Genomic DNA, 26,716 nt, shown 5'->3' on the forward strand with positions numbered 1-26,716 from the left:
TCAGACAAGCAGGAGGGAGGGGCAGTTTCAACTTCGCCTAATTTTTGCTTCAGTAAACAGTTTTTGATTTTTAGCCAAATTAACGACATCCCAATTAATATCCTGCTGAAAATCGTGACTTCTCACGGTACAATCCCTCAATCGACAAAAGTAGCAGCATTCGGGCAAACAAGGGTCGGCGTGAACAAAAATCTCAGTTTCACCCGGATGGCTATTTTTCAACACATTCTCAAATTCTCGCACTGCATCGTGCGACTGCTGTAAAGACCAATAATAAGGTAGTGTCAGGTGCGTATCTATATGCAAATCAGCGCCGTATTGTTGCACGCGTAAGTTATGGACGTCCACCCAGTAATCTTTTTTGCGTTTCCTGATCGCATCTACCACTTGTTCGAGTAATCCCTGGTCACTTTCGTCCATCAATCCAGCAACTGATTTGCGAACGAGTTGGTATCCGTTATAGGCAATCAGAACTCCAAAAATCAATGAGGCTACGCTATCAATCCATTCGAAACCTGTAAGAATAACCAATGTGACACTAAGTAGTAGCAAAATACTGCTTACACTGTCGGTCAGCAAATGACGGCCGTCAGCTGTTAACGTAATGGAATTAAGGGTGTGGCCCTCCCGTACGAGTAGATAACCAATGGCTCCGTTAATAATGATTGTAATAAAGATCAATCCAGAGCCAAGTGAAAGATTGTCGAGAGATGTGGGTTCCAGTAGTCCTTGCACAGCACCCACACATATGACAACAGACGCGATGACGATCAACGCCCCTTCGAACCCGGCGGAAAAGAATTCGATTTTACCGTGGCCATAGGGATGATTGCTGTCCTTGGGCAGGGCAGAAAGCCGAATGCTATATAAAGCAAAACCGCTGGCAAATACATTGATTATTGATTCCAGAGCATCACTCAGAACAGCGTTGGAGTCGGTTAGGTAATAAGCGAGAAATTTTATACCTGACAAGATGATGCTCATTACGAAAGAGAGCAGAATCAGGCGAATCTTGCGCTTATTTTGGTTTATTTGCATTCTCAAAGGCACAAATGAATTCTCCCAAAGGTATCAAGAATAATATTTCCATGTCCCACGAAAATAATTGGAAAACGCTATCTGACGAGGTAGTGTACGAAAATCCCTGGCTCCAATTGCATCACCGCGATGTTATCAACCCGGCGGGAAAGCCCGGCATCTACGGATTAGTAAGTTTCAGGAACAAAGCCATCGGCATAATACCGCTGGATAAGGAAAATAACATCTACCTAGTTGGTCAATTCCGGTACACTTTGGATGAGTATTCTTGGGAAATCCCTGAAGGTGGTGGTCCGTTAGACGAAGACCCAATGGATGCGGCCAAGCGAGAACTTAAAGAAGAAACTGGCCTGAAAGCTGAAAAGTGGATAAAAATAGCGCGTATTCATACATCGAATTCTGCGACGGATGAGGAAGGCTTTTTATATACCGCCGAAGGACTCAGTCAGCACGAAACAGAACCGGAGGACACCGAGGATCTGATAGTAAAGAAGGTATCGCTAGTCGAAGCTGTGGATATGGTCATGCGCTCCGAAATTACCGACTCGCTTTCTGTTTGTGGCATTTTGATGGTCGCCCGAATCAAAGGCATCTGACATGCTGGCAGCGGGTTTATACGGTTTGGTTACTGGCATTTTGCTTTGTCTCACCTTCGGCACCGTGTTTTTCTCCTTGGTGCAGAACAGTGTGGATAACGGCTACCGAAGTGGGGTAAAAATCGCCTTTGGGGTGGTAGTATGTGATGCGATCTTTGTTTTTTTTGCCATCTTCGGTACAACCCTATTGCCTCATATAGAAGGTTTTGAGAAATGGATGGCCGGAGCAGGCGCGGTATTTCTCTTGATATTGGGAATTAATAATTTAGTCAGAAATCAGCCCCAAATTGCCTACCCTAAATCGAAATTCGGCAACTTTATATTCTACTTCTCCACGGGATTTCTGCTGAACGGGCTAAATCCCATAAACTTCATTAGCTGGGTCACCATAGCTACCTATGTCCGTTCAACGCTTCACTATGATCTCAATCAAGTAGGTCTGTTTTTTGCCATGAGCCTATTGGCTATATTTTTTACAGAATCGGTCATCGCTCTCTCGGCCCACCGACTAAAAAAAATCTTCACCCCCAGAGCGGTGAAGATTTTTAATCAGGTGACAGGAGTGGTATTCATCGGAATTGCCTGTCAGATAGTGTACTCTGTATTTGTTTAACCAAAAAGAACGCTGGGTATTTGGGCAGAGGTCTTTGAAGAATTTTGCATTCTTTGCGTAGTCTAAGGTTGATTGGGCATCACACGTACCCTTTCATCTTCAAAAAAGTCTCCCAATCCCCAATCAGGTTTTTCTTAAGTACACGAGGGAATTTGTGCTGGCCGCCCATTTTTCCTTTAGTTTCCATCCAGCCATAAAACGCCTCGTTGGGCAACATAGTGACGAAAACGTCTTTCAGGGCATGTTTACGCTCTACGGCGTAGTCATCGTTTACGTCGCTTAACTTAGCGTCGATCAGCCTTCTGATCTCCGAGGAATCTACCTTTTGATCGGTGCCGATGAACCAGTGATGAGCAAAAAGCGATTCGTGCGACACGCCCGCCACCGTGAATTCTTTTATAGTGATGCCTAATTCGTTAGAGACTAAGTCAACGGCTTTATTCATATTATCCACAGATAAGTGTTCTCCGCAGAGGCTGAGGTAGTGTTTAGTCCGTCCAGTGATGACTATCTCGGCGTTGGCTTTGTCCACAAACTTAACCGTGTCGCCAATCAAGTACCGCCAGGCACCAGCGCATGTTGAAATAAGCAATGCGTATTCTTTACCTTCTTCGACCTCATGTACCATCAGCGTTTCAGGATTTTCCTTTATTTCGCCCTCGGTACTAAAATTGACATCGTTAAACGGTACGAATTCAAAGAAGATACCATTATCCATTACCAGCTGCATACCAGTGGCACTGGGCCGAGGCTGATATGCTAAAAAGCCTTCCGAAGCTAAGTACGTATCTATATAGATCAATGGCTTACCTAAAAGGCGCTCGAAACCTTTCTTGTAAGGCTCGAAAGCTACACCACCGTGCCCAAACACCAGCAGATTGGGCCAGATTTCGTGGATGTTTTTCAGATTGTACCTCTCAATTATTCTTTCCATCAATAACTGAATCCAAGCAGGTACGCCCACGATAAACCCAATATCCCAATCCTTAGCTTGCTGCGTAATTTCTTCCAGTTTAAGTTCCCAGTTTTTTTCCGCCGCTATTTTACCGCCAGGTTTATAGTAAGGTTTGAACCAGAAGGGAATTTGGCTGGCGTTGATTCCGCTTAGATCGCCTTCGTAATGGTTGTCTTTTCGACTCAAATCCGTACTACCGCCCAGCATCAGGAAACCCTTCTCATAAAGTTTATCGGGTAAGTTTTTATAACGACCCAGGCTGAGGATTTGTCTTATGCTGGCCCGCTGCATAGCTCTCGACATGGCGTTTGTCACCGGGATGTGCTTGGTGGAAGCTTCCGAAGTCCCCGAGCTCAAAGCGAAATATTTGACCTGCCCTGGCCAGGTAACATCTTTCTCACCTTTAAGAAGTTGATGCCACCACTCGTTGTAGATTTTGTTGTAATCGTAGACAGGTACGGCACTCTTGTACTTTTCGTAGAAATCGCCCGAATCATTAAAAAGCGAACTGCTCAGTATTTCCTCAAAATTGTACTTTTCTCCAAACTTAGTGTAACGCGCTTTGGAGAGCAGTTTGGAGAGTGTTCTTTTTTGTTGTTTAAAAGGATTGATTTTCCGGCGGGACGTTACCAAATTGCCTACCCGAATTCCCCTTTTCAATAAACTACCGATGAGGGCCATATCTTTGAATAATATTATTTTAAAAATCTGAAAATGCAGAGAATAGGTCTCTGCTACTGTTCGATAGAAATCGGATTGAGCGACCAGGTGGCCATCTGATCAAATGCTTGGTAAGCTGTAAGATCGTACTGACACGGCACTACCGACACGTAGTTTTGAGACAATGCCCACTCGTCGGTATCTTCTTTGTCATGATCGAAATTGACGAAGTCACCTGCCATCCACAGGTAGCCTCTGCCGTAGGGATCTTTGCGATAATCAAATTTTTCCTGCCACTTTGCATTGGCTTGTCTACATACTTTCACGCCCTGAATGGGCTGTTCTGATTCCGCCGGAAAGTTTACATTGAGAGCTACGCCTTTTGGAATGCCGTTTTCCAAGGCTGCTTTGGTGATGGATAGAACGAACTCTTTCACGTGATCGAAAGTGGCTTTATCCCGATAATCGCAGAGTGAGAAGCCGATGGCAGGGATACCCTCTATTGCCGCCTCGATCGCCGCCGACATTGTGCCAGAATAAAGTACGCTAATTGAGCTATTACTTCCGTGATTGATGCCACTGACTACCAAATCGGGCGACCGATCTTTAAGCACGTAATGCTTTGCCAATTTCACACAATCGGCGGGAGTTCCAGAGCATTCGTATTCGTCTACCTCGGTAAACAATTCAGTAGAATATAGCCTTAATGGCTCTCCAATAGTGATTGCATGACCCATTCCTGACTGTGGACTGTTAGGCGCCACAACGACAACTTCCCCCAAAGTTTGCATCAATTCTACCAGTGTTCGTATACCTAACGATGTTATACCGTCATCATTGGTCACCAGAATCAGTGGTTTTTTTATTCCATTCAGATGTTCCTTCTCAATATTCATTCGTGGATGGTTTGTTGCTTAATTTCTTGCTTTTTGATACTTCTAAACCCCTGAACTGGGTTGTAGTGATTACTTTTAGTGGCGTAGTTTCCGGTGCCATCATAAATGCGCTTGGCCGGATGCTCTTGACAGGCAGGCGAACAGGCACCTTCCAACTTCTCTCCGCACTCCTTGCAGATTGGCACATGCAAATTACACTCGGGGTTGGCGCAGTTGACCATCCGATCGCATGCCGTTGCGCAGACATAGCAGGTAGCTATAACTTCGGGATTCACGCGATTAACTTCCACCGCGACACGGTTATCGAATACATAGCATTTACCATCGAAATTCTCACCCCCTACTTCGAGGCCGTAACGTATGATGCCGCCGTGCAATTGATAAACGTTTTCGAAACCCCGTTCCAAAAGATATGCGCTCGCCTTCTCGCACTTGATACCGCCCGTGCAGTAGGTGATTATCTTCTTATCCCGTAAATGTTCAATTTCTGCTACATGATCAGGCAACTCCCGCAGGTTCTCCATATCAAAGCTGATGGCCCCCTTGAAACGGCCTACGCTATGCTCATAATTTGAACGCATATCCACCAACACTACCTCTGGGTCGTCCAGCATTTGTTTGAATTCACTCGGTTCCAAATGTGTACCGGTACGCAAGTTTGGATTGACAGGTAAACTGGAATTGACGATTTCATTTTTTACCCGAACGTGTAGTTTTTTGAAGGCGTGTCCCTCATAATGCTCAATTTTGAACTGAGTTTTTTCAAACCGCGGGTCATTTCGTAAGTACCCCATGTAGGCCTCGCAATCGGCAGCTAACCCAGAAACTGTGCCGTTCAGCCCCTCTGGCGCAACAATGATTCGCCCCAATAGATCATTTTCCAGACAAAATAAGTGCTGCTCGTCCCGGCATGCATCGGGATCGTCTATATCGACATAGATGTAATACAGGATTACGCGATAGTCTTTCATTTTCTAAAATTTTTTTTTCAATCCGCAAAGATACGAACCTCAGTTTGGAAGGCCATTTATCAGAATGACTAACGGACACTTTTCGGGCGTTAATCTTTTCAGACATGCTATATTTGTACTTCTAGAAGTGCCTCAATGATGTACCTTGCAACGTACATGCCATAGCGGTTTAACAATGGAGTAGCATTTTTTCACAAAAAATATCCCTACAATAAGTGCATATCGCAATAACTGGAAACATTGGAGCGGGAAAAACTACGCTCACTCGAATGCTAGGCGACCATTATGGTTGGGGCGTGCTTTATGAGGCGGTAGAGGGAAACCCCTACCTGGCTGATTTTTACAAGGATATGGAGCGCTGGGCCTTTAACCTGCAGATATATTTTCTTAACAGCCGATTTGCCCAAGTACAGAAAATTCGATCGTTGACCTACTCTACCGTCATTCAGGATAGAACAATCTATGAGGATGCCCATATTTTTGCGCGCAATCTCTTCGACTCGAAGATTATGACGAGTCGCGATTATGAATGCTACCTGCTACTTTTCGACTCAATTATCAACTCCATCCCCGCGCCCGATCTCATGATTTATCTTAAGGCAGACATTCCCAAATTGGTGCAACAAATTAAAAAGCGGGGCCGGGAGTTCGAATCGGATATCTCGGTGAATTACTTGAAAGACCTGAATGGGTATTATGAACGCTTCGTCGATACCTACGATCACGGAAAATTATTAGTGATCGATGTGAACGAGATTGATTTCGCCAACAATCCGGATGATTTCAAGGCAATATTGGAGGTACTTGACGGGGAGTTGTACTTTTAAAGTATCATTAGAATTATAAAGTGAAAGGATGATGTACTTAAAAGCCACAAAGCGACGCTGACCATTTTGTACTTACAGACAAAATGCACAATTGGGCGTATGACTGAAATCATATGCTTTATCAGACAATCATAACCAAAAAAAATGCATTTCTGATTAGGAAATGCATTTTTTTGGTGTCCGAGAGGGGAGTCGAACCCCTACACCTGTTAAGGCACTACCCCCTCAAAGTAGCGTGTCTACCAATTCCACCACCCGGACGGTAAGTGTCAAATATTTGTGATCCTTTGGGAATTGAACGGCTCCGGGCTGGCGCTCCAGCGGCCGACCGTTCAGGATCCATGCATTAAAAGTGTGTTGCTCTACTAACCGACCCATGATAATTGTTAGTAGTATTCGTGATCCCGCTGGGGCTCGAACCCAGGACCCATACATTAAAAGTGTATTGCTCTACCAGCTGAGCTACAGAATCAGATTTTCTTAAAATTCTGTTGCTCTATAGTGCGTCGAACTTCAGCCGAGCAACAGAATTGTGATATTTAAAAAAGTATTTTGCTTACTTGGTGATCCCGCTGGGGCTCGAACCCAGGACCCATACATTAAAAGTGTATTGCTCTACCAGCTGAGCTACAGAATCAGAATCGAACAATTTGTTGGAGAGGAGCCTACCTTTCCCGTAATTGCGATGCAAAATTAGAGTTCTTGCCTTTATAATGCAAATGCTGCGTAAAAATTACATCGTATTTCTGCTGATTGGGTTGACCATTTTGGTTAGTCAGTGTTGGGTTTTAGGGGCTTCGCCAGCGTTGCACAGGGCTGATTCTCTGTTTTCTATCGGTAAGTACCAAGAGGCAAATCGCCTATATCAATTGACTTTTCAAAAGAATAATAAATTTAACCCTGGTCTGTTGTCGAGGCTTTCATTTTTGGCTGAAAATGAAAATGATCCGGCCCGCAGTTTGTACTACCTTAGTGTTCTGGCTCAGAAAAAACCAACCGTTGCTCTTCTTGAAAAGATGAAGCATATGGCTGACCAGCACAACTTGAAGGGATATGAATTCAATGACTTTAGCTATTTTTTGATTTTCTACCGTCGCTATGGCGGTTATATCCCAATCTTACTGCTTACTCTGGGAATATATGTGGTTGTGGTAATGGTCATCAAAGTTAGTAGGCATGAAAGAATTCAAAACCGACACAAATGGACCACCGTTGCCTACCTTTTAGCATTGTTTGCACTCCTGAACGTTCCAGCCAATTACAGGTCGGGCGTTATAAAGAATCAATTAGTCCATATTCGCACCTTTCCCTCAGCGGCGGCTCCTGTAGTTGAAATCTTGCGACAAGGCCATCGGCTGACAGTAATCGGGAACAGGGATCGTTGGAAGAGAGTGATTTGGAATGAGAAGATCGTATTTGTCCGAGATAGCGACATCTGGATTATTTAGATTCTCGTATTTTGTTTGAGGTTTTTATTCTAAATTTGTGCGTCATCAAACCAGCAAATATCATAAGAAAAAATTTGCTGGCATGATTTTGAAAGTGTTACAAAATACATTTCCGCTTATTTCAACTAATTAATTTTATGCAAAAGCCATTGAGAAAATTTACCGCACTAGTAATGGTTGCCGCCATGATGACAGGTTTTCAGTCTTGTAAGATCGAAGGGCCTGATCAGGATGATGTCATAAAGTACCAGGCAACTATTAACAGTCAGAACACTATTCCCCGAACCACATCTTCTGCACAAGGATCGGCTGCTCTTGAATATAACAAGACTACCCGAGTGCTAACTTATAATATTACCTACCAGGGATTGACTCCTACCGTCGGTCATATCCACAAAGCCCAGCCCGCCTGGGAAGCTGGCCCGGTAGTGTTTCCTTTCGCCAGCGTTGCGACTTCACCAATAACGGGTACAGTAACGCTCGACAACGAGCAGGAAACGCTTCTTCGTTTGGGCAATATGTACATCAATCTCCACTCCAAGGAATACCCTGCAGGTGAAATTCGGGGACAAATCAAGCCCGTGCTCATCAACGAGCCATGATTTGATTTCGGTATCCCATATTTTCTAGTAAAATAGCGACCAAACTTATGATTGGCCGCTATTTTATTAGGCTAATTGTCCCCTTGTAAGAAGCGGACGAATACCTGATTTGGTAAAAATAGGTACCCGATGGAACTTCGGTTGGGCACCAATTCTGGCTGCGGTCGCGGCTGAGAAAGACTCGGTTTCCCCAACGGTTGTAAATAGCCATTTCTTCAAAACGCTGGATGCAATTGTCAGGAGGTAAGTCACTGGCCAGAAAGCAGTCATTCTTACCATCCTGATTAGGTGTGAGGACGTTGGGCAGATTTAATACAGCGTCAGAGGCCACATCCTTGATCAACAGGTAAACTGTGGCGGTATCACGTGCCGCCAGGCAACTTTTGTCTTCGCTTATGAAGTCAATGGCAAAGAGTCTCTCCGATTTTCCGCCCAGCATTCCACAATCGGGTATCCAAGCGAATGAACTGGAAATCTCCCTAGCTCCCAGCTTATCCAGAAAGTCCATTTGCATCTCGCCAAGGGAAAAGCCACGGCCCAGCCCAAAGAGTGATAGCTGTGTGGTGTCCAAATCGTTGGCGATCACGTCAAATAGTACGGAGACAGGATCTGCAGTGTCCAATGTGACCGAAATGGTGTCGCTGATGGAAGTGGTGCGAACTCTGGGTGGGTTGTTTACCGGGTTCTGTACCACAAAATAGACTGTGATTATGTCCGTTTGGGCGTTCGCTTCGCAGCGTAAGTCTGTCAATCTGAATTCTACGGCTAAGGTGTCAGACACATTGAGAGTGCAAGGGGGCTTCCATGAAAATTTTTGCAAGACTGAACCGCGTCCCGCTTTGGGCGGGAACACGAAACCATACTTTGTCAACTCGAAACCCTTTCCCTGCGCTGAAAGCAAAATGCTGTCGGGATCAGTGTCTAAACCAAGCACATCAAAGGACAGCAATTGATCAGGAACAGCGTTGATATAAACGTTCGTCAATGAAGTACTGACCACGGGCGGGCTGTTAGCAGCCTTCTCTCGATATATGAAAATAGTCAAAGTATCAGTCAGAGGAACCGGGCAGCTTTCATCTTCGGCAATCAGTTCAATCTTGATAGGTCTATTGTCCTCAGTTTCAAAACAATCTTCCAAACAGAATTGGAAAGTAAGGGTGTCGTTGCTCTTTCTGGTACGAAATTCGGCGGGAAGAATGTAGAAATCCTTCCGCTGGCTATTCGCAGCCCGTCCTTTGATTCTGATAAGTTGGTTGAAATTGGGATCTGTTACCTGAATAGTGAAGCAGGCCGAATCAGTGCGGGCTAGTCGTATAATGCTATTGTTATTTAGCGATTGCTTGCGGCTGTTTTCCAAAGCCAAAATCTTTGGAGGCAACGCCTCGAAACAGTCGATGACTTTGATCTGGAAATCTCGGGTAACAGAACCGATCTTTTCACCATTACGGTATTCACTTACCGTTACTGAGAAAACGTAAAGTCCCAGCTTATTGGCAGTGAAAGATAAGCGGCCCGTTTGGCTATCGACTCGTAGTGGTCGGGAACCGGGAATCATGTTGGTCAGCGAGATGCCATCCACCCAAGACACGACCGGGTAGTTGCTCGACCCAAGCGCCTGCGGGTTGGGCACCGCCCGGTTGCTGAACCCAGTAACGGGAGTGGTGAGCGAGTACACCAGGCTATCGCCGTCGGCGTCGTTGGCGTTGAAATCCAGGTAGTAGTCAGCATTGAGACAGGCGTAGTCGCCTTGTATCTCGCTGAATTCCGGGGAGGAGTCCAGGAACTGATTGTTATTCTTGACCAAAGGCGGGAAAAATATTTGGAACAAACTACCTACATCACCGGGCGTTCGGATGTTGTCGATTACGCGATTTCGGCAACAACGATCCCACACTATGTAGTAGCCGCCGGGATCGCTGTAATCACGCGGATTCAGCAAGACATCGACTGCGTAGGAGATAAATAACGTTCGCAAGCCAGACGTCCCGCACTGTGGATTGGCGTAGGTTATGTTTTTTCGCCCTACTTTTGGAGCCTGAACCGATCCGATACGTTCATTGTCCGATTTACGGAAAATGTAGAGATTAACCGTCAGGTCCTCGGCCTGAGGAATTCCGTTGATTTCATCGAAGTACAGGTTTAGCCCAATGCGATGAGAGGATGCCCCACTTCCTTTCAAGGATTTGAAAACCAGCTCGCCGCCCACGATGTGAGAGGCACTAGCATCGAAAAAAGAAGTGACGATTAACGCCAACGCAAGTAGATATTTCCTCATAATCACAGCCTGCCACTATTAATTCACTACTTCATTCATGCCAACCATCAAAAGGTACGAAAATATTACAATTACTGATTTCGCCGCCGAAGGAAAGTGTATTTATAAATCGGAAGACGGGGTGATATTCATTGACGGCCACGTAGCTCCGGGAGATGTGGTTGACATTGAGGTAGTGCGTCGAAAGAAAAAGCTAGCTCATGCTGTGGTAACCAAATTTCATTCACTGTCCGAAATGAGGACTGACCCGTATTGTCAACATTTTGAAGTATGTGGGGGATGTCGATGGCAGCACATTGACTACCCTGAGCAACTCAAGTTCAAGCAAAAACAAGTACAAGACCATTTTGAGAGGATCGGTAAAATAAAAGGTGTTGATTACTACCCGATCGTGGCTGCCAAGACGCGACTGTTTTATCGCAACAAGCTTGAATACACCTTCTCTAACTACCGCTGGTTGACGATCGACGATATGAATTCCGATGAAGAATTCTCCCGAAATGCGCTTGGCTATCACGTTCCCAAATGCTTCGACCGTATCTTTCAGGTGGAGAAATGCCATTTGCAAACTGATCCATCCAATGCAATTAGAAATGCGCTCTTTCAATTCGCCGAGGATCGGGGTTACGTATTTTACAATGTCAAGACGAATGAAGGCATGATGCGAAATGTTATCATACGAACATCGAACTCGGGGGACGTGATGGTCATTGTGCAATTTGCCGAGCCACAGCCGGAAGTGATTGAAGAAGTAATGGCGTTTATGAAAGCGGAATTCACTGGAATCACGTCCTTGTATTACATTATCAACCAAAAGGGCAATGACTCATACCAGGATCAGGAGGCAGTACATTACGCCGGGGAACGATATATCCGCGAGACGATGGAGGACCTCACCTTTATGGTGGGACCCAAGTCTTTTTATCAAACTAATTCTGAACAGGCTTACGAGCTTTACAAAATTGCCCGCGATTACGCTCAACTGAGCGATCATGAAATCGTTTATGATCTTTATACCGGAACGGGCACCATCGCGAATTTTGTGGCCAGAAATGCAAAAAAGGTAATTGGGGTGGAGTATATTAAGGAAGCAGTAGCAGATGCTCGAAAAAATTCAGAACTGAACGGAATTGCCAATACCAGGTTCTATGCAGGTGATATGAAGCGAGTACTTAATGAAGAGTTTGTAAAAAAGCAAGGCCGACCCGATGTCATCATTACTGACCCGCCTCGTGCGGGTATGGATTCGTCAGTTATTGCTACCATACTCTCATCTTCACCAAGTCGAATCGTCTATATTAGTTGTAACACCGCTACTCAGGCCCGCGACCTGGAATTACTATCTGGAAAATATAAGGTAGTTAGAGCCCAACCCGTCGATATGTTTCCGCACACGCATCATGTAGAAAATGTGGCTTTATTGGAGTTAAGGGACTAGTTTTTACGGAATTATTTTTCGTAGAAAAAGGTTTAGTCGTTTAGCTATTTATGGCGAATAAATTACGCCAAAGCGCCTAAACTAAAACGGTGGTTCTTCACTCGGGCCTTTGAATTCAAAATTAGAACGGTCATTGGCTTTGCTCTTGAATACCGTTTGATTGCCAGGGTTATTCTCAAAGGAGGCAATGGGATTGGTCGATGCAGGAGGCAGTGGACGGTCGGCGGCGACAGGGGAGGGCGCGTAAAAGGAATCTACATCCGTGAACTTAGTGTACTTTCCAATGAAACGAAGCTGTACCGTTTCCAGAGAGCCGCCCCGGTTTTTGGCTACAATTACTTCTCCGATTCCTGCTACGGAATTTCCAGAATCATCAGCCGTTATACCGTAATACTCAGGCCGGTAAAGGAAAAGTACCATATCGGCATCCTGCTCGATCGAACCAGATTCTCTCAGGTCGGAAAGCTGTGGACGCTTTTCACCACCTCTGGTCTCGACTGCTCGACTCAGCTGGGAAAGGGCAATCACCGGAACATCCAATTCCTTCGCTAGATTTTTAAGTGATCGCGAGATCGAAGCAATTTCCTGTTCCCGGTTACCACCCGCCTTGCCGCTGGTGTCTCCCGTCATTAATTGCAGGTAGTCGATCACAATCATTTCGATATCGTGTTGAGCTTTCAGTCGGCGGCATTTGGCCCGCAGTTCCAATATAGAAAGGGCAGGGGTGTCGTCGATGTAAATCGGAGCATTAGTCAAACCGCTTATGCGGTGGTGAATCTGAGCCCATTCGTGTGGCGCAAGATTTCCTTTCCTTATTTTCTCACTATCTATTTCAGCCTCGGCAGAAATCAAGCGATTGACCAATTGGACCGACGACATTTCCAACGAGAAAATAGCGACAGGTTTTTGAAATTCAACAGCGGCGTTTCTGAGTGCTGAAACAATAAATGCAGTTTTTCCCATGCCGGGCCTGGCAGCAAGAATAGTCAATTCCGTTTTCTGCCAGCCAGAAGTAAGGCGATCAAGGGCAGTAAAGCCGGAAGGAACGCCTGTCAGACCGTCCTGATTGTTCTTCTTCTGGTCGAGTTCCTCTAACGCCTGCCGCATGAGGGCACCCATGTCGGCGTAGTTTTTCTTGATGTTCGATTCCGAAATCTGGAACAGAGCTTGTTCGGTTTTATCAAGTAGTTTAAAAACGTCAGTTGTGTCTTCAAATGCTTCCTTCTGAATTTCGGAAGAAATAGCGATCAGTTCGCGCTTGATGGCGGCTTGGGAAATTATCCGGGCGTGGTACTCAATGTTGGCCGCCGAATTGACTTTGGAAGTGAGTTCGGTAATGAACGCCGCTCCGCCTATCAGATCCAGTTCACCCGTACTCCTTAATTTGGAAGTGACAGTAAGCAGATCGATGGGTTCGGAATTGACGAACAGGTTTATAATCGCACTGTAGATGCGCTGGTGAGACTCCTTGTAAAAACTATCGGGTCTCAGAATGTCCGCAACAGTAGAAAGCGCATCCTTCTCAATCATCAGCGCCCCCAACACTGCCTCTTCCATATCCGTCGCCTGAGGGGGGAGTTTACCCATCCCAGCATTGCCCTGATCTCCCCCCAATAATCGGTTGGTGCGCCGGGTGGCGGGGGGGGCAGAATTGCCCTGGTTTTTCATGAAATTGAATGGGCGATCGTTGTCCATAGGCGAATACAATATTACGAATTGCCGAGCAGGATGAAAAGAGAGAGTGTTAAGTATTTTTTTAATGACCAAGATCCTCGCTTGATAATGAAGCAGTTGAACTAGCGATATTTATTTAACGTTGATAAATTTCAATTTTTAAGGAAAATCGGGGGAACAACTTTCGGCATTTAGTGATTTTATCCCTACATTTTCTCCTAAATTAATTTATCCACTTAATTTCAAGCCATTTGGTAGAAAAAATAATAACCCTTGACGATGTGTCGCTCGTTGATTTTCTGGGCGTCCATAATGCTAATATCCGTGAGGTGGCGGCGGCTTTTCCCCAAAGCAAAATTCTTTCACGGGGCAACGAAATCAGGATTCAGGGCACGGCCCCCGAGATCGTAAAGATTACCGACGTACTCGATTCCCTGCTGGCTCATTACCAGAAGTATGGTCGTGTCACCAACGACAACGTGGTGCGCTACCTCAACGGTCATTTGAGCATAAGTACCAAACCATCAAAAAATTCCAAGGAAAACGACGATCCTGATGTCATTATTTATGGCAATAAGGGCGTGGTGGTGAAAGCTAAAACCCCCAATCAAAAGAAATTGGTTGAGGCAGCTAACACTCATGATCTGGTATTTGCGGTGGGACCCGCCGGAACGGGCAAAACCTACACCGCCGTGGCTATGGCAGTGAGGGCTCTAAAAAACCGGGAGGTTAAGAAAATCATCATTACCCGTCCTGCCGTAGAAGCTGGGGAGAACCTTGGCTTTTTGCCCGGTGACCTTACCGAAAAAATCGACCCGTACTTACGCCCCATTTATGATGCGCTCGACGATATGATTGCACCTGAGAAACTAAAATTCTACCAAGACAATAGAATTGTGGAGATTGCCCCGCTCGCCTACATGCGAGGAAGAACGCTGAATAATGCTTTTATTTTGCTGGATGAAGCCCAAAATACCACACCCATGCAAATGAAAATGTTCCTAACCCGCATGGGGCCGAGTTCTAAGGCCATTATCACTGGCGACAAGTCGCAGGTGGATTTGCCCAGAAATCACAAATCGGGCCTGATCGAGTCACTTCGAGTGCTGGAAGGAATTAAGGGCATTGCCTTTGTGGAGTTGGATGGCACCGACGTTGTACGTCACCGCTTGGTGAAAGACATTTTGTCCGCTTATGAAAAACACGAACAGTAGGGCAACATTAGTTGCCCTACTATTATATTTTGTGGCAATGGCGGGCGTTTTTGCCCAAATGCCGGAGACAGACTTGAAGCGCTGCGCCAGCGCGGAACGTGACCAGTTAAAAGCCCGGCGAAATCCTGAATGGATGAACAAACGCATTAAGATGGAGCGTCTGATTCAGGAATATGTCGATGAACACAAAAACCTCCGTACCTCCGCCGACGAAATTATCCGCATTCCGGTGGTCGTTCACGTGATTCACGATCAAAACGAGGGTTCGATTGGGGGGCTGAATAATCCGAACATTTCGGATGAGCAGATTCGCTCCCAAATTGAAGTGCTGAACGAGGATTACAACCGAATGCCCAATACGCTGGGATATAATGACAATCCGGTTGGAGCCTCAGCAATGATTCAGTTTTATCTGGCGGATTACGACCCCGACGGAAGATTTACCACGGGTATCACCCGCCACCGCTACACCACAAAAACAAGTTTCAACCCTTTCTCCGATGATCTCCTGTTGGCCAATATAGCCTACTGGCCCTCCGACAAGTACCTCAATATATGGACTTGCCGCCTGACCAACAGCTACCTGGGGTTAGCTCAATTTCCAGCTACTGATAAAGTCCTGGGGCTGGACACCGCCAACGACCCCAACGATTTAACGGACGGAGTCATCATAGACTACCGCTACTTTGGAAAGAAAATAGGAGCTATTTCCAGTCGCATTTACAATTTGGGACGTACCACCACCCATGAAGTAGCTCACTGGTTGGGCCTGATTCATACCTGGGGGGACAGGGAATGCGGCACCGATTACTGCCCCGACACCCCACCTACTGAAGGTCCTAACCGCACGACGGTTTGCCTGGAAAAATTCTCGACCTGCATTGGCGTCCGCACTCGTAACATGATTGAAAACTACCTCGACTACTCTCCCGATTCCTGCATGAACATATTTACGAAAGACCAGGTAGGCCGAATGCGTGCTGTACTTGCGCTTAGTCCGCGTCGCGCCCGGATGGTGGAATTTGGAAAAGAAGGCCGACTAGAGTCCGCCAATAATCTGACTGTCGAGATTTTTCCAAATCCGGTTGATGAAGAAATGAATATCAATGTGCGATTTCTTGATTTTCAGAATTTTAGCTACACGATCCTTGACTTGTACGGACGTGTTATCGATGCTGGCAGTTTCCGTAATGTTTTTAGTCGCAGGGTACAACTCGATGTGAGTCTGATCCCTCCCGGCATATATTTCCTTAGAGTAGATACCGATCAGGAAACAGTAACTAAGCGGTTTATGGTCAGATAATCGATGTTTGCCACTCAGCCATTTCTGAGATTTATCCTCCCGTTAGTTGCGGGCATTTTAACTATTGATTTTCTGAGCGACGAATTTGGGACGAACGTCCCTAATCTGTCGCTCATTTTACTAATCGGGTCACTGTTACTTTTGGGTGGGGTGAATTTGGCGAGACGTACAACCAAGGCGAGTCCAGTTCTGTTGATAATCGCCCTAATTTGTCTTGGTGCCTATGTGACCGACCGTAAGAAAAAAGAATTTAAGGCGGAAGTAGTGGCTTTAGATGGCATAGAATATGATAGCTACTTGCTGAGAATCAATTCTCTGGGTCAAAAGCGAAAAGCCTTTATCCGATATGAAGCGGAACTGATTAGTACTCATTCCAACGACGGATGGCAAGAAAAAACCTCGAGACTTTTGGTTTCTCTTCCCGATTCGGCGGAGGTTTTGCCCAAAGCAGGTGATCAAATAATGGTCAAAGGGTACCTACCTAAAAGGCCAGCCATCCCATTGAACCCCAATGAATTCAATTACCGCAAGTACCTCGAGCGCAAGGGGGTTGCCTGGACAGCGTTTCTGCCGGAGAACTCTTTCAAGGTACTTCCTTCCAAAGACTTAGCCTCTACCCACTGGGCTACTGCGATTTCGCAAAAAGCAGATTCTGTCTTTAAAACCCAACTCAATACGCCAACCTCCTATGGTCTGTTGAAGGCGATGGTACTAGGGAGGCGAGATGATTTGGGTGCTGACCTACTCAATTCATACATTACCGCCGGAGCGATCCACGTGCTTGCCGTGTCTGGTTTGCACGTGGGCGTATTCTTCCTACTGATTTCCTTCATTTTAAAAGGTTTGAAAAAAAACCAGTGGGGTAAATGGCTTTATCTTGCTTTGATTATTGGTCTACTGAGTGCTTACGCTATAATTACTGGGCTTTCGCCTTCGGTCGTGCGAGCGTCGATCATGTGCGTGACGTTTGCAATCTCTCAGGCCTTCACTCGTCAGCATCATGGAATAAACACACTGGCAATTTCGGCCTTCCTCATTCTATTGTTTGACCCAATGGCTTTGTTTTCGGTGGGATTCCAATTATCCTACGCGGCCGTACTGGGAATTATTTTGTTCTATCCGCTTTTCAAAAACAACTATCAGACAGATGCACTGCTCTTCCGCTGGCTGTGGCAAATCACGCTCGTGAGCCTTTCAGCACAAGTGTTCACATTTCCGCTCAGCGTTTATTATTTCCACCAGTTTCCGACTTATTTCTGGCTGATCAATCCGTTCGTTATCGGACTCACTACACTTCTTATTTATAGCGCGGTGGCTTTACTTTTCGTCAGTATTTTCCATTGGCAGCCGCTTACTGATCTTGTTGCCTACTGGACGGATGGTGTGGCGCATACATTGAATACTTTCGTCGAAATCCCGCAGCGGATGCCGAACTACCTATTGGGGAATCTGAATTTTGACCTTATGGAAGTCATTGCCTTGTTAGCGTTCATGCTTTTTGTCTATAAACTGTTCAAGGAGAGAGAAATGGCTTGGCTGAAAGTCGTTACTATCTGTTCGCTGGTCTTTTCTTCCTACTCCATCGCGCGAACGCTAAATAATTTTACCGCGCCACAAATGCTCGTTCACAGCGTACCCCGGCACACAGTGTTGTCAGCTACTCAGGGACAAACCGCTTACATCATTGCCGACTCTGACTTCAAGTACGACACCCTGAACTACGGCTTTCACCTTAAGGACTACTTCAACGCACAGGGAATAAGACAGACGGAGTATTTGGATTTGCCCGATAGATCGGAAAATGTACCAATTGTGGTCAAATGGAATAATCTGGCGCTGGGAATCGACTCGCAGGTTTTTTCAGGGAATAGTAATTTCTCAATCATTCGGGCCAGGCAATACCCAAACACTGAAAAGCTGGTAACTACTCCAAACACTACTTTTATCCTGACTCAAGAGTTGGGCTTCAAAACCAAAAACCAGTGGAAAAAGCTGCTTGGCGAAGCCCGTAGTCCAATCACCGATCTGGCCGAAAACGGAGCAATAGAGTTTTGATGAAAACCGCCGTTCATTTAATCCGAAAACATAAAACCTTTTACGCGTACAAAGGTTGTTGATAGTATATGGAAAAAGACGATAAAACAGAAAAAATCCAAAAGGCGTACAAAGAGTACGTTCTGGAAAAAGGTACTCCGCCTCCCTCGGTCTATATTTTTGCTAAGAAATTGAAAATGCCCGAGACGGAGTTCTACGAATACTACAATAGTTTCGAGGCAATTGAGTCCGACGCCTGGATCGATTATCTGCGACAGACGCTGCTTTCGCTCAATGCCGATGCAGCCTACGACCAGTATTCGGTACGTGAAAAACTACTTGCCTTTTATTATACCTGGATCGAGATACTGAAAAAAGACCGCAGTTACGTCGTATACAGTTACGAAAAGCTGCGGCAGCCGGTAACCCGATACGTCGGACCGCTACAGCCGTTTAGAAATGGCTTTTACAATTTCGCTACCGAACTTCTGATGGAGGGGCGCGAAAGCCGCGAAGTTGTGACCCGACCCGTCATTTCTGATCGTTACGTGGACGGCCTTTGGATGCAGTTGCTCTACATTCTTGACTTTTGGGTAAAAGACTTGAGTCGAGGCTTTGAAAGCACCGACACCGCCATCGAGAAATCGGTAAATACCTCCTTCGACCTGATGGGCAAGTCGGTTGTGGACTCGGTACTTGACTATGCCAAATTCGTATACCAAAACCGTAAGCCGTGAAAGAGCAACAATCCATTCCTACCTCCAAGGTAGCCCGTGCCTCCAAGTTTGTCAAAACTGGTGTCAAGATCGGCGGTAATTACTTGAAGTACAACGTCAAAAAGTTGGTTGATTCCAGTACTACGAAGGAAGAGCTTCACTCTGACAATGCCACTGATATTTATGATTCGCTCAGTGAGTTGAAGGGTTCAGCGCTAAAAGTAGCTCAGATGCTGAGTATGGATCGCAACGTGCTACCCCGTGCCTACGTGGATCGCTTCCAAATGTCGCAGTACTCCGCACCTCCGCTATCGGGGCCGCTTGTGGTCAAGACGTTCAAAAATTATTTTGGCAAAACGCCTGGCGAGCTTTTCGATACCTTCGAGATGTCGGCATTAAATGCGGCTTCCATCGGACAAGTACATTTGGCGACTAAGGATGGTAAGAAACTGGCCGTCAAGATTCAGTATCCCGGTGTGGCCAACAGCATCAGTTCTGACCTGAAAATGGTGAAGCCGATGGCGGTGCGACTTTTCGGATTGAATGAAAACGACATTGAACGTTACATGGGTGAGGTCGAGTCCAAACTACTGGAAGAAACAGATTACGATTTAGAACTGAAGCGTTCGGTTGAAATATCAGAAGCCTGCGCCCATATTTCGAATATTATTTTCCCAAAGTACTATCCCGAACTTTCTGCCAGTCGCATCCTGACGATGGACTGGCTGGATGGACAGCACATGAAGGATTTTTTGCTGACTAATCCCACGCAAGAGACTAAGAACAAGATAGGACAGTCGCTATGGGATTTTTACGATTTTCAGGTTCACCAATTACGGCAGGTTCACGCCGACCCGCATCCCGGCAATTTTCTGATGCTTTCGGATGGTACCATGGGTGTAATCGACTTTGGCTGTGTGAAGGTGATCCCCGATTTCTTCTACGACAACTACTTCGCCCTTATCAACCCTGACACGGTGGAAGATGAACCCCGGACAGAAGAAATTTTTTACAACCTGGAATTTTTGGTAAAATCCGATACATCCGCTGACAAGAAGCTGTTTTCTGACCTATTTAAGACCATGATCGGACTACTCGGCAAGCCCTTTGCCGTGGACGAGTTTGACTTTGGCGACGAAACTTACTTTGATTCCGTCTATGCTTTTGCCGATGAACTAGCCAAGATTGAGGAGCTCAAAAATTCGAAGGTTGCGCGTGGTTCACAACACGGATTGTACATCAATCGCACGTATTTTGGTTTGTACTCGATGCTCAATGAGCTAAAAGCCAAGGTAATTACGCACAAGCCTGTTTGGTTGGTTAGCAAGAAAATACGGCAGCCAGCTCTTGATTAGTTGATCTGATAGATTCTCGCAATCTCTTCCTGTACTTTCTGCGTCCACCGGACCTGCGCCTCTGTATTCAACCCGTGGCGGGTTTCACCATCGTATTTTTCCTGCTCGGCGTTCATCTCGCGGAAAGCTTCCAGGAACTCGTATTGGATTTGAGCGTCGTAATCCTCGATGGTCAAATCCATTTTTTTTAGGCGCTCCTTGAAACGCTCGGCGATAATGCGGGTAATGTCGAAATGAGTTTGCTCGTGCGCCAGGGTGTAGTTATTACGAGCCTCGGCCCGACCCCATGACATACTCCTGACCATAAACACTTTGAGTGAAATATTTGCCTGCAGGTAGTTATCGACAATCATAGAATTCCCCTCATAAGACATACTCGAAAAAACCGCCGCCGCGTATTTACTGCCTGGCCGGTTGGTTTTGCCTTGAAAGTCGTACCAGGTCAATTTTTTTTCGGGCTGGTAAAAGACGGTATCCATCTGGTCAGCTGGTACCAAGTCTTTCAGCAACAGCTTGAAACCCCGCGCCAGCAGAGGGTTTTTCTTATCGTTTTGTCCATACCATTGGTCGAACTGCTGGATTCCCCCATCCAATAATTTCCGTAGCAGTGCCTCGTGGTCGTAAGGTGCCTCGGGACGTGTGTAGGTGGCACCGGAAGAATAAGTCGTTAGGAAAAGGGGCATCTTATTACGAGTCCAACGAAATATGAGGCGTACTTTCATCTCGCCCGCAATTTTGTTGGGTCCAACTTTGCGCTCATCTATCGAAACTTCATCCAACTGAACTTCCAGGGGCAAACTCTCATCTTCCTTTAATTTTAACGAGTAGTTCCAATGCTCGAAAAGCGCTTGGTCGAGAGGTTGTTTTAGAGTTAACGGGACAGATTTACCCGACAAAAAGATATTCCCCAGCTGATTAGGCTTACTTGCGCGCTTGTCTGAGACATCAAGCAAATAGAACGATTTTCCGAACTTTAGAGAAATTTTATCTTTCTTGAATTCCAGATTCTGACCAAGTACCAAAGCTGGTCTGATCAACAAAAAAAACACAAGCACGGTAGGAGAGAAGATAACCCAGAGGTTGGTCTTGGAAAACGGGATATTTGGGCGGTTGAAAAACCTTTGTCTAATTTGCATGACCATACACGAGCGAAAAAACGACTATGCCTATAACGAACCCCAAGCCGAATTTTGATGATATCTATATGGAATTAGCCATAAATTTAGCGAAAAGGTCGCACTGCATCAAGGCGCAGGTGGGGGCCGTGCTGGCAAGAGACACGCGGATTATCTCCATAGGCTACAACGGTCCGCCCGCTGAAACGCACAACTGCGACGAGGAGTTTCCGCTCACGGGTTGCCCCCGCGACTCGAAAGGAAGCTGCTCCCTGGCCCTTCACGCTGAGCAGAATGCCATTCTCTATGCCGTAAAAAATGGCTCCAAAATCGAAGGATCGACGTTGTACGTCACGCTTGCTCCCTGCATTTCCTGCGCTCGGGTTATCTACACCATGAAAATCAGCAAAGTCATTTTCATGGATTCTTACGCTGCCTACAAAGGGATCGGAGTCGAAGAAGGGGCCGAATTCCTCAAAACCTTCGGCGTAGAAGTGGAGCAATACGGAGGCGGGGCGGGCGGAGCGGTGCTTTAATGCTCTTCCTCCCCTTCGGCGCCATGCACATGCCCATGCTCCAACTCCGACTCGGTAGCTTCGCGGATGTTGAGTACTTTACCCTCAAACCGCATAGACTTTCCTGCCAGCGGGTGGTTAAAGTCCATTTTTACCTTTTCGTCGTCCACATCGATGACCATGCCTTGGAGGGTATCGCCTTCCTCATTGGTCATAGGGATTATATTGCCGGGTTGCAACATTTCTTCTTGCTCTACGCCTTCCATCTCGAAAAGAGACTTAGCCAGTTCGACCACTGCATCGTCATCGTAGTCGCCGTAGCCTTCTTCGGGGTCAATCGTGAAATCGAAAGCGTCTCCCTCGGATAAGCCGTTTAGCTGATCTTCAAATTTCTCGGGTAAGCCACTCATACCGAAGATAAATACGAGAGGATCCTCGGCGTTCACGATCTCGACCACCGACATTTCATCGTCTGCATCGGGCAGGCTGAGGTTATAAGTAAGACTAACGACTTTATTTTTTTCGATATTCATTCGGTAATTTTGAGAAATTGGTGGTTAGAAGTGCACAAGGTTCATTTCGCTGGCACAGTAAATAAGCTGACAACAAATCTACGGGAATTTAACCACACAAACTTTTCGCTAATGAATTTTTTGGCGCACGTAGCTTTATCGGGAGAGCGGGAGGGGGTGTTGATGGGTAACTATGTCGGAGATTTTATAAAAGGTCAACTTACCCAATTGAGAGCGGAGTCTTGGTCTGCAGATTTTTTGGTGGGAATCAAATTGCACCGTTTTATCGACGATTTTACCGATAAAAATTCGATCGTTTTGAAAGCAAAAAAGAAATTGGCAAAAAAGCACCCCAAAGTAGCTGGCGTGGCGCTGGACATATACTTTGATTACTTTTTAGCCAATCATTTTTCCAAATATTACAAAGAAGACCTCGCCCGCTTCGTAAACCAATCCTATGATGTAGTTACTAGGAATAAAGACTTAGTTCCCGCTGCTATGATCCCTATCGCCGAGGCTATGATTCGCCATGACTGGCTTTTCAATTACAGAGAAATTACCGGTATCAAAAGGTCATTCGACGGACTATCCCGCCGCTTCGCTTTCTTGGCAGCCATTAAAGGAGCCGAAGTTGAACTTCAAGAAAATCAGGAAATTTACGAACAAGCATTCCTGGAATTTTATCCAAAGCTGATATCTGCCTGCGAAAATTTTATAGAGGATGCATCTATAATTCAGTGAGCTGTTCATTTTCAATTTTCAACCTATATCAAGATGGCTCAGGCCCCAGAAGCAGTTCTTAAAGAAATTCGAGCAAAACAATACAAGCCCGTCTATTTTCTGTACGGGGACGAACCATATTATATTGATCTACTCGCCGAGGAACTGGAAAAGCGAGTTGTTCCCGAGGCTGAGAAGGGCTTTAACCAATTTGTGATATACGGTAAAGATTCCGATTTGGCTGGGGCGTTGGGCTATGCCAAACGGTATCCGTTTATGGCGGAGCGACAGCTAGTTTGGGTAAAGGATGCCCACCATCTTACTGGGATTAAAGACAAAGACCAGCAGCAGCGGCTGGAAGAGTATGCGTTAAATCCTTTATCTAGCACAGTATTGGTACTCTGTTACCACGACAAAGGCGACGAGCGTAAAACCTTTGTGAAAGCTTGCGCGAAGCACGGGGCGGTGGTACACTCTAAGCGTTTGTACGACAACAAACTACCCGACTGGGTAAGGAATTATTGTCATGCGCAAGGCTTGAAGATCAGCCCTAAAGCCGAACAAATGTTGGTCAGCAACATCGGCAATGACCTGAAGCGAATGGTGAGTGAGCTGCACAAAGTATCGATCAACCTGAAAGCAGGTGAAGGCATCAACGCCGATGCGATCGAGAAATTTGTCGGCATTAGTAAGGAATACAATGTATTTGAATTTCAAAAGGCATTGGGGCAGCGCGACGTTTTCAAGGCAAATAACATCGCGACGCACTTTGCGTCCAATCCCAAAGACAATCCATTGGCTCCGGTACTCATTATTCTGTACTCGTTTTTCACCAAAGTACTCTTAACCCACTCTGCTACCGACCGCTCCGACGGCGGCCTGGCCTCACTTCTGGGCGTAAACCCTTTCTTTGTAAAGGATTACACTCAAGCTGCCCGGAGTTATCCAATTGGTAAGGTCGTCAATGTTATACACTACATCCGAAATGCCGATGCTCAGATGAAAGGGGTAGGCTCGGGCAGCATAGACGACGGGGAGCTGTTGAGGCAGTTGGTGTTTGAGATAATCCATTGAAGATTGTGTAATTGTTGAATTGTTTAATCGTGTAATTGATGTTCAGTTGTTTAATTGTAGAAGCACCAAGTCTCCCAGCGGTGTTTTATCGCGCCTGTACATGAACAAACATCAATTACACAGTTCAACAATTACACGATTAAACAAAAAAAGCGAACCATTGCTGGTTCGCCTTCTCATTAAGTAGCGGGGAGCAGAATCGAACTGCCGACCTCAGGGTTATGAATCCTGCGCTCTAACCATCTGAGCTACCCCGCCGAATTGAGGTGCAAAGCTAAGTTGAAAATAATAATGCCGCAAACAATTTTGTTTATTTCGAATCGGAACCTTAAATTACAAGCATACTTGTGAGGGCGATGTCGAAAACACCGATAAAGGTAAGCCCGCTCACGCACTAAATACACTTATTTATGAAAAAGCACTTATTTAATACTGAATTTGAGATCCGCTCCTCGCCTAAGGTGCTCTATCCATACATAAGTACGGCCGCTGGACTGGAACAGTGGTTTGCCGAGAAAGTGACCATCCTACCTGACAATCGCTTCGATTTTCAATGGGACGGTGACAGCCACCCCGCTGACCGCACCTCGCATCGTCTCAATAAGTCGGTGCGATTTGAGTTTACGGACAATGGCGAGGCCACTGATGAGTCGGATGAGAGAAACTACGTAGAAATGAAGCTCGAAGTGAGTGACCTGACGCAATCTACCTACCTGCGGGTCGTTGATTATTCGCAAAACATGGACGAGGCTGAACTTTCATCCCTGTGGGGCGGCTTGATAGATAGTTTGAAAGAATTAGTGGGTGCCTAATGAAAAACATCGATAAACTGGTCCTGAAAACCTTCTGGGGGCCTTTTGTCATCACACTTTCGGTTGTGGTCTTCATCTTTTTGATGCGGATTGTGATTTTTTATATTGACGAATTCGTGTCCAAAGACGTGGGGCTGTCGGAGTACTCCCGGTTGTTCTCTTACTTTGCCATGAGTACGGTTCCTATTGCCCTGCCGCTGGCGATGCTGCTTTCTTCGCTGATGGCATTCGGAAACCTGGGTGAATTCTTCGAATTGACCGCTTTGAAAAGCGCCGGCATTTCGGTCGTGCGCGTGATGATGCCGCTATTCTTCGTGGCCGTTTTCGTCAGCATCTTCTCCTTCTTCTATAATGATCGTGTAGTACCTTGGGCCAATTTGAAAGGGTATAGTCTGCTTTACGACATCAAAACTACAAAAGCTACGCTGAACATAAAAGAAGGAATCTTTTATAATGATTTGCCGGGTTACAGTATTAAAGTAAATAAGAAACTACCCGACTCTAACACCATGTTGGGGATGATCATCTACAAGCACGACAATCGATCATACGAGCGCGGCAACACGCAAGTAATTTTGGCCGATTCAGGAAGGATGTACACGATCAATAATAATGGCTACCTGAAAATTGAGCTTTTTAACGGCAATAATTATCAGGAAATGCAGGATGCCTCGCAGGATCGTTCGATGGCCTACCTCAGTACATCGGATGGAGCTGTGAATAACAATGCGAGTTTCATGGAAAGCCGTTTCGACAAGTACGAGATGGTAGTGAGCATGGAATCGTTCGGCATGAAGCGGACGGACGAAGATATGTTCAAGTACCATCAGTTTATGAAGAATATCGACGACCTCACCCAGACGACCGATTCGCTCCGGCGCGACTTTAAGCGAGCGCAGGATAATCTGGTACCAAACAGCCAGCAATATTTCTCCTATAAGTTTAAAAATAACGACTCCTATGGCACAAAGCCCAAAAAGGGTAAGTGGGTAGACTCACTGCTCAGCGTGGCTATGACTGACAGCGTGAAGAACATTATTCTCGCCAATGCCAAGAGCGCGGCGACCAGCGTACAGAGTTTCGCCTCTTCCAACGCCGAGTACCTCGACAGTAAACGCAAATCGGGTAACGAATACGAACTTGAAAAACTTCACAAATACACCCAGGCATTTTCCTGTTTTGTCATGTTTCTGATTGGCGCCCCCTTGGGGGCCATCATCAAGAAGGGTGGCTTCGGTGTACCAGTGTTGGTTTCCATCATCTTCTTTATTCTATTATATGTCCTCACCATTCAAGGCGACAAATTTGTAAAGGAAGGACTACTCGACGTGGCGGTCGGGGCTTGGTTAGCCA

General features: G+C 46.0%; 24 protein-coding genes and 4 tRNA genes. 16 read left to right on the forward strand and 12 right to left on the reverse strand.

What is annotated here, in order from left to right; translation table 11 throughout:
* Positions 1–27: 27 nt before the first annotated feature.
* Positions 28–1,038, reverse strand: a complete 1,011-nt coding sequence (locus ACEW8P_RS25205) for a cation diffusion facilitator family transporter (RefSeq protein ID WP_373515828.1) — start codon at positions 1,036–1,038, stop codon at positions 28–30.
* Positions 1,039–1,052: 14 nt separating this feature from the next.
* Here ACEW8P_RS25205 and ACEW8P_RS25210 point away from each other — a divergent pair, with 14 nt between their 5' ends.
* Positions 1,053–1,634, forward strand: a complete 582-nt coding sequence (locus ACEW8P_RS25210) for an NUDIX domain-containing protein (protein ID WP_373515829.1) — start codon at positions 1,053–1,055, stop codon at positions 1,632–1,634.
* Between the two features lies 1 nt (position 1,635).
* Positions 1,636–2,247: a LysE family translocator gene (locus tag ACEW8P_RS25215; protein ID WP_373515830.1), complete on the forward strand. Its 612-nt coding sequence runs from the start codon at positions 1,636–1,638 to the stop codon at positions 2,245–2,247.
* Positions 2,248–2,326: 79 nt separating this feature from the next.
* On the opposite strand, the gene ACEW8P_RS25220 is transcribed toward ACEW8P_RS25215, so the two are convergent.
* From ACEW8P_RS25220 to ACEW8P_RS25230, 3 genes are read right to left on the reverse strand one after another with little or no spacing between them, the layout of a single operon-like run.
* Positions 2,327–3,883 (reverse strand): GH3 auxin-responsive promoter family protein, encoded by a 1,557-nt coding sequence (locus ACEW8P_RS25220; RefSeq protein WP_373515831.1) that lies wholly within the window; start codon positions 3,881–3,883, stop codon positions 2,327–2,329.
* Positions 3,884–3,936: 53 nt separating this feature from the next.
* A complete protein-coding gene (gene surE, locus ACEW8P_RS25225; protein ID WP_373515832.1) occupies positions 3,937–4,758 on the reverse strand; it encodes a 5'/3'-nucleotidase SurE in 822 nt (273 codons plus the stop codon).
* Positions 4,755–5,729 (reverse strand): rhodanese-related sulfurtransferase, encoded by a 975-nt coding sequence (locus ACEW8P_RS25230; protein WP_373515833.1) that lies wholly within the window; start codon positions 5,727–5,729, stop codon positions 4,755–4,757. Before ACEW8P_RS25230 ends, surE begins: the two co-directional genes overlap by 4 nt.
* Positions 5,730–5,944: 215 nt before the next feature.
* Between ACEW8P_RS25230 and ACEW8P_RS25235 the strand changes: the two genes are divergently transcribed.
* Positions 5,945–6,556 (forward strand): deoxynucleoside kinase, encoded by a 612-nt coding sequence (locus ACEW8P_RS25235; protein ID WP_373515834.1) that lies wholly within the window; start codon positions 5,945–5,947, stop codon positions 6,554–6,556.
* A 174-nt stretch (positions 6,557–6,730) separates the two neighbouring features.
* On the opposite strand, the gene ACEW8P_RS25240 is transcribed toward ACEW8P_RS25235, so the two are convergent.
* From ACEW8P_RS25240 to ACEW8P_RS25250, 3 genes are all read right to left on the reverse strand, one after another.
* Positions 6,731–6,817: transfer RNA gene (locus tag ACEW8P_RS25240), tRNA-Leu, on the reverse strand.
* 138 nt (positions 6,818–6,955) lie between these two features.
* A tRNA-Lys gene (locus ACEW8P_RS25245) sits at positions 6,956–7,028 on the reverse strand.
* Positions 7,029–7,117: 89 nt separating this feature from the next.
* Positions 7,118–7,193, reverse strand: a tRNA-Lys gene (locus tag ACEW8P_RS25250).
* 82 nt (positions 7,194–7,275) lie between these two features.
* On the opposite strand from ACEW8P_RS25250, the gene ACEW8P_RS25255 reads away from it, so the two are divergent.
* Positions 7,276–8,004, forward strand: coding sequence for a hypothetical protein (locus ACEW8P_RS25255; RefSeq protein ID WP_373515835.1), 729 nt, complete (start codon positions 7,276–7,278; stop codon positions 8,002–8,004).
* A 137-nt stretch (positions 8,005–8,141) separates the two neighbouring features.
* On the forward strand, positions 8,142–8,606 hold the full coding sequence (locus tag ACEW8P_RS25260) for a CHRD domain-containing protein (RefSeq protein WP_373515836.1): 465 nt from the start codon (positions 8,142–8,144) through the stop codon (positions 8,604–8,606).
* A 58-nt stretch (positions 8,607–8,664) separates the two neighbouring features.
* Here ACEW8P_RS25260 and ACEW8P_RS25265 read toward each other — a convergent pair whose 3' ends face one another.
* Positions 8,665–10,881, reverse strand: coding sequence for a gliding motility-associated C-terminal domain-containing protein (locus tag ACEW8P_RS25265; protein ID WP_373515837.1), 2,217 nt, complete (start codon positions 10,879–10,881; stop codon positions 8,665–8,667).
* Between the two features lie 37 nt (positions 10,882–10,918).
* On the opposite strand from ACEW8P_RS25265, the gene rlmD reads away from it, so the two are divergent.
* Positions 10,919–12,319, forward strand: a complete 1,401-nt coding sequence (gene rlmD / locus ACEW8P_RS25270; protein ID WP_373515838.1) for a 23S rRNA (uracil(1939)-C(5))-methyltransferase RlmD — start codon at positions 10,919–10,921, stop codon at positions 12,317–12,319.
* A gap of 81 nt (positions 12,320–12,400) precedes the next feature.
* Here the strand turns inward: rlmD and dnaB are convergent, their stop codons facing one another.
* The gene (gene dnaB, locus ACEW8P_RS25275; protein ID WP_373515839.1) at positions 12,401–13,987 is read right to left on the reverse strand and encodes a replicative DNA helicase; all 1,587 of its coding nucleotides are present in this window, start codon (positions 13,985–13,987) and stop codon (positions 12,401–12,403) included.
* 257 nt (positions 13,988–14,244) lie between these two features.
* Here dnaB and ACEW8P_RS25280 point away from each other — a divergent pair, with 257 nt between their 5' ends.
* The 5 genes from ACEW8P_RS25280 (at position 14,245) to ACEW8P_RS25300 (ending at position 20,615) form a co-directional block, all read left to right on the forward strand.
* A complete protein-coding gene (locus ACEW8P_RS25280; RefSeq protein ID WP_373515840.1) occupies positions 14,245–15,207 on the forward strand; it encodes a PhoH family protein in 963 nt (320 codons plus the stop codon).
* Positions 15,188–16,510 carry a M43 family zinc metalloprotease gene (locus ACEW8P_RS25285; RefSeq protein ID WP_373515841.1) on the forward strand — a complete coding sequence of 441 codons (1,323 nt, stop codon included), beginning with the start codon at positions 15,188–15,190 and terminating at the stop codon, positions 16,508–16,510. Before ACEW8P_RS25280 ends, ACEW8P_RS25285 begins: the two co-directional genes overlap by 20 nt.
* Positions 16,511–16,513: 3 nt before the next feature.
* Complete coding sequence (locus ACEW8P_RS25290; RefSeq protein ID WP_373515842.1) at positions 16,514–18,565, forward strand: ComEC/Rec2 family competence protein; 2,052 nt, start codon at positions 16,514–16,516, stop codon at positions 18,563–18,565.
* A gap of 68 nt (positions 18,566–18,633) precedes the next feature.
* Positions 18,634–19,281: a TetR family transcriptional regulator C-terminal domain-containing protein gene (locus ACEW8P_RS25295; protein WP_373515843.1), complete on the forward strand. Its 648-nt coding sequence runs from the start codon at positions 18,634–18,636 to the stop codon at positions 19,279–19,281.
* Entirely contained in the window at positions 19,278–20,615 is a 1,338-nt protein-coding gene (locus ACEW8P_RS25300; protein WP_373515844.1) for an ABC1 kinase family protein, read from the forward strand. The genes ACEW8P_RS25295 and ACEW8P_RS25300 overlap by 4 nt, the downstream gene beginning before the upstream one ends.
* Here ACEW8P_RS25300 and ACEW8P_RS25305 read toward each other — a convergent pair.
* Positions 20,612–21,337 carry a hypothetical protein gene (locus ACEW8P_RS25305; protein WP_373515845.1) on the reverse strand — a complete coding sequence of 242 codons (726 nt, stop codon included), beginning with the start codon at positions 21,335–21,337 and terminating at the stop codon, positions 20,612–20,614. The genes ACEW8P_RS25300 and ACEW8P_RS25305 overlap by 4 nt on opposite strands.
* Positions 21,338–21,777: 440 nt before the next feature.
* Here ACEW8P_RS25305 and ACEW8P_RS25310 point away from each other — a divergent pair, with 440 nt between their 5' ends.
* The gene (locus ACEW8P_RS25310) at positions 21,778–22,266 is read left to right on the forward strand and encodes a cytidine/deoxycytidylate deaminase family protein (RefSeq protein ID WP_373515846.1); all 489 of its coding nucleotides are present in this window, start codon (positions 21,778–21,780) and stop codon (positions 22,264–22,266) included.
* Here the strand turns inward: ACEW8P_RS25310 and ACEW8P_RS25315 are convergent.
* Positions 22,263–22,778 carry a peptidylprolyl isomerase gene (locus ACEW8P_RS25315; RefSeq protein WP_373515847.1) on the reverse strand — a complete coding sequence of 172 codons (516 nt, stop codon included), beginning with the start codon at positions 22,776–22,778 and terminating at the stop codon, positions 22,263–22,265. The two genes, ACEW8P_RS25310 and ACEW8P_RS25315, sit on opposite strands and share 4 nt — an antisense overlap.
* A 111-nt stretch (positions 22,779–22,889) precedes the next feature.
* Here ACEW8P_RS25315 and ACEW8P_RS25320 point away from each other — a divergent pair, with 111 nt between their 5' ends.
* Together ACEW8P_RS25320 and holA are read left to right on the forward strand one after the other, a co-directional pair.
* Complete coding sequence (locus ACEW8P_RS25320) at positions 22,890–23,498, forward strand: ACP phosphodiesterase (protein ID WP_373515848.1); 609 nt, start codon at positions 22,890–22,892, stop codon at positions 23,496–23,498.
* A 33-nt stretch (positions 23,499–23,531) separates the two neighbouring features.
* Positions 23,532–24,551 (forward strand): DNA polymerase III subunit delta, encoded by a 1,020-nt coding sequence (gene holA, locus ACEW8P_RS25325; protein WP_373515849.1) that lies wholly within the window; start codon positions 23,532–23,534, stop codon positions 24,549–24,551.
* A 184-nt stretch (positions 24,552–24,735) separates the two neighbouring features.
* Here holA and ACEW8P_RS25330 read toward each other — a convergent pair.
* A tRNA-Met gene (locus tag ACEW8P_RS25330) sits at positions 24,736–24,809 on the reverse strand.
* A 152-nt stretch (positions 24,810–24,961) separates the two neighbouring features.
* On the opposite strand from ACEW8P_RS25330, the gene ACEW8P_RS25335 reads away from it, so the two are divergent.
* Complete coding sequence (locus ACEW8P_RS25335; RefSeq protein ID WP_373515850.1) at positions 24,962–25,363, forward strand: START-like domain-containing protein; 402 nt, start codon at positions 24,962–24,964, stop codon at positions 25,361–25,363.
* The coding region (locus ACEW8P_RS25340; RefSeq protein WP_373515851.1) for an LptF/LptG family permease at positions 25,363–26,716 on the forward strand (1,354 nt) is incomplete at its 3' end. The genes ACEW8P_RS25335 and ACEW8P_RS25340, both read left to right, overlap by 1 nt.

It is taken from the genome of Persicitalea sp., from assembly GCF_041751555.1.
Taxonomy (GTDB): Bacteria; Bacteroidota; Bacteroidia; order Cytophagales; family Spirosomataceae; genus Persicitalea.

Coding starts and splice junctions, on each gene's coding strand:
- ACEW8P_RS25205 (WP_373515828.1), bottom strand. CDS start 1,038: ATGCAAATAAACCAAAATAAGCGCAAGATTCGCCTGATTCTGCTCTCT.
- ACEW8P_RS25210 (WP_373515829.1), top strand. CDS start 1,053: ATGAATTCTCCCAAAGGTATCAAGAATAATATTTCCATGTCCCACGAA.
- ACEW8P_RS25215 (WP_373515830.1), top strand. CDS start 1,636: ATGCTGGCAGCGGGTTTATACGGTTTGGTTACTGGCATTTTGCTTTGT.
- ACEW8P_RS25220 (WP_373515831.1), bottom strand. CDS start 3,883: ATGGCCCTCATCGGTAGTTTATTGAAAAGGGGAATTCGGGTAGGCAAT.
- surE (WP_373515832.1), bottom strand. CDS start 4,758: ATGAATATTGAGAAGGAACATCTGAATGGAATAAAAAAACCACTGATT.
- ACEW8P_RS25230 (WP_373515833.1), bottom strand. CDS start 5,729: ATGAAAGACTATCGCGTAATCCTGTATTACATCTATGTCGATATAGAC.
- ACEW8P_RS25255 (WP_373515835.1), top strand. CDS start 7,276: ATGCTGCGTAAAAATTACATCGTATTTCTGCTGATTGGGTTGACCATT.
- ACEW8P_RS25260 (WP_373515836.1), top strand. CDS start 8,142: ATGCAAAAGCCATTGAGAAAATTTACCGCACTAGTAATGGTTGCCGCC.
- ACEW8P_RS25265 (WP_373515837.1), bottom strand. CDS start 10,881: ATGAGGAAATATCTACTTGCGTTGGCGTTAATCGTCACTTCTTTTTTC.
- rlmD (WP_373515838.1), top strand. CDS start 10,919: ATGCCAACCATCAAAAGGTACGAAAATATTACAATTACTGATTTCGCC.
- dnaB (WP_373515839.1), bottom strand. CDS start 13,987: ATGAAAAACCAGGGCAATTCTGCCCCCCCCGCCACCCGGCGCACCAAC.
- ACEW8P_RS25285 (WP_373515841.1), top strand. CDS start 15,188: ATGAAAAACACGAACAGTAGGGCAACATTAGTTGCCCTACTATTATAT.
- ACEW8P_RS25290 (WP_373515842.1), top strand. CDS start 16,514: ATGTTTGCCACTCAGCCATTTCTGAGATTTATCCTCCCGTTAGTTGCG.
- ACEW8P_RS25295 (WP_373515843.1), top strand. CDS start 18,634: ATGGAAAAAGACGATAAAACAGAAAAAATCCAAAAGGCGTACAAAGAG.
- ACEW8P_RS25305 (WP_373515845.1), bottom strand. CDS start 21,337: ATGAAAGTACGCCTCATATTTCGTTGGACTCGTAATAAGATGCCCCTT.
- ACEW8P_RS25310 (WP_373515846.1), top strand. CDS start 21,778: ATGCCTATAACGAACCCCAAGCCGAATTTTGATGATATCTATATGGAA.
- ACEW8P_RS25315 (WP_373515847.1), bottom strand. CDS start 22,778: ATGAATATCGAAAAAAATAAAGTCGTTAGTCTTACTTATAACCTCAGC.
- ACEW8P_RS25320 (WP_373515848.1), top strand. CDS start 22,890: ATGAATTTTTTGGCGCACGTAGCTTTATCGGGAGAGCGGGAGGGGGTG.
- holA (WP_373515849.1), top strand. CDS start 23,532: ATGGCTCAGGCCCCAGAAGCAGTTCTTAAAGAAATTCGAGCAAAACAA.
- ACEW8P_RS25335 (WP_373515850.1), top strand. CDS start 24,962: ATGAAAAAGCACTTATTTAATACTGAATTTGAGATCCGCTCCTCGCCT.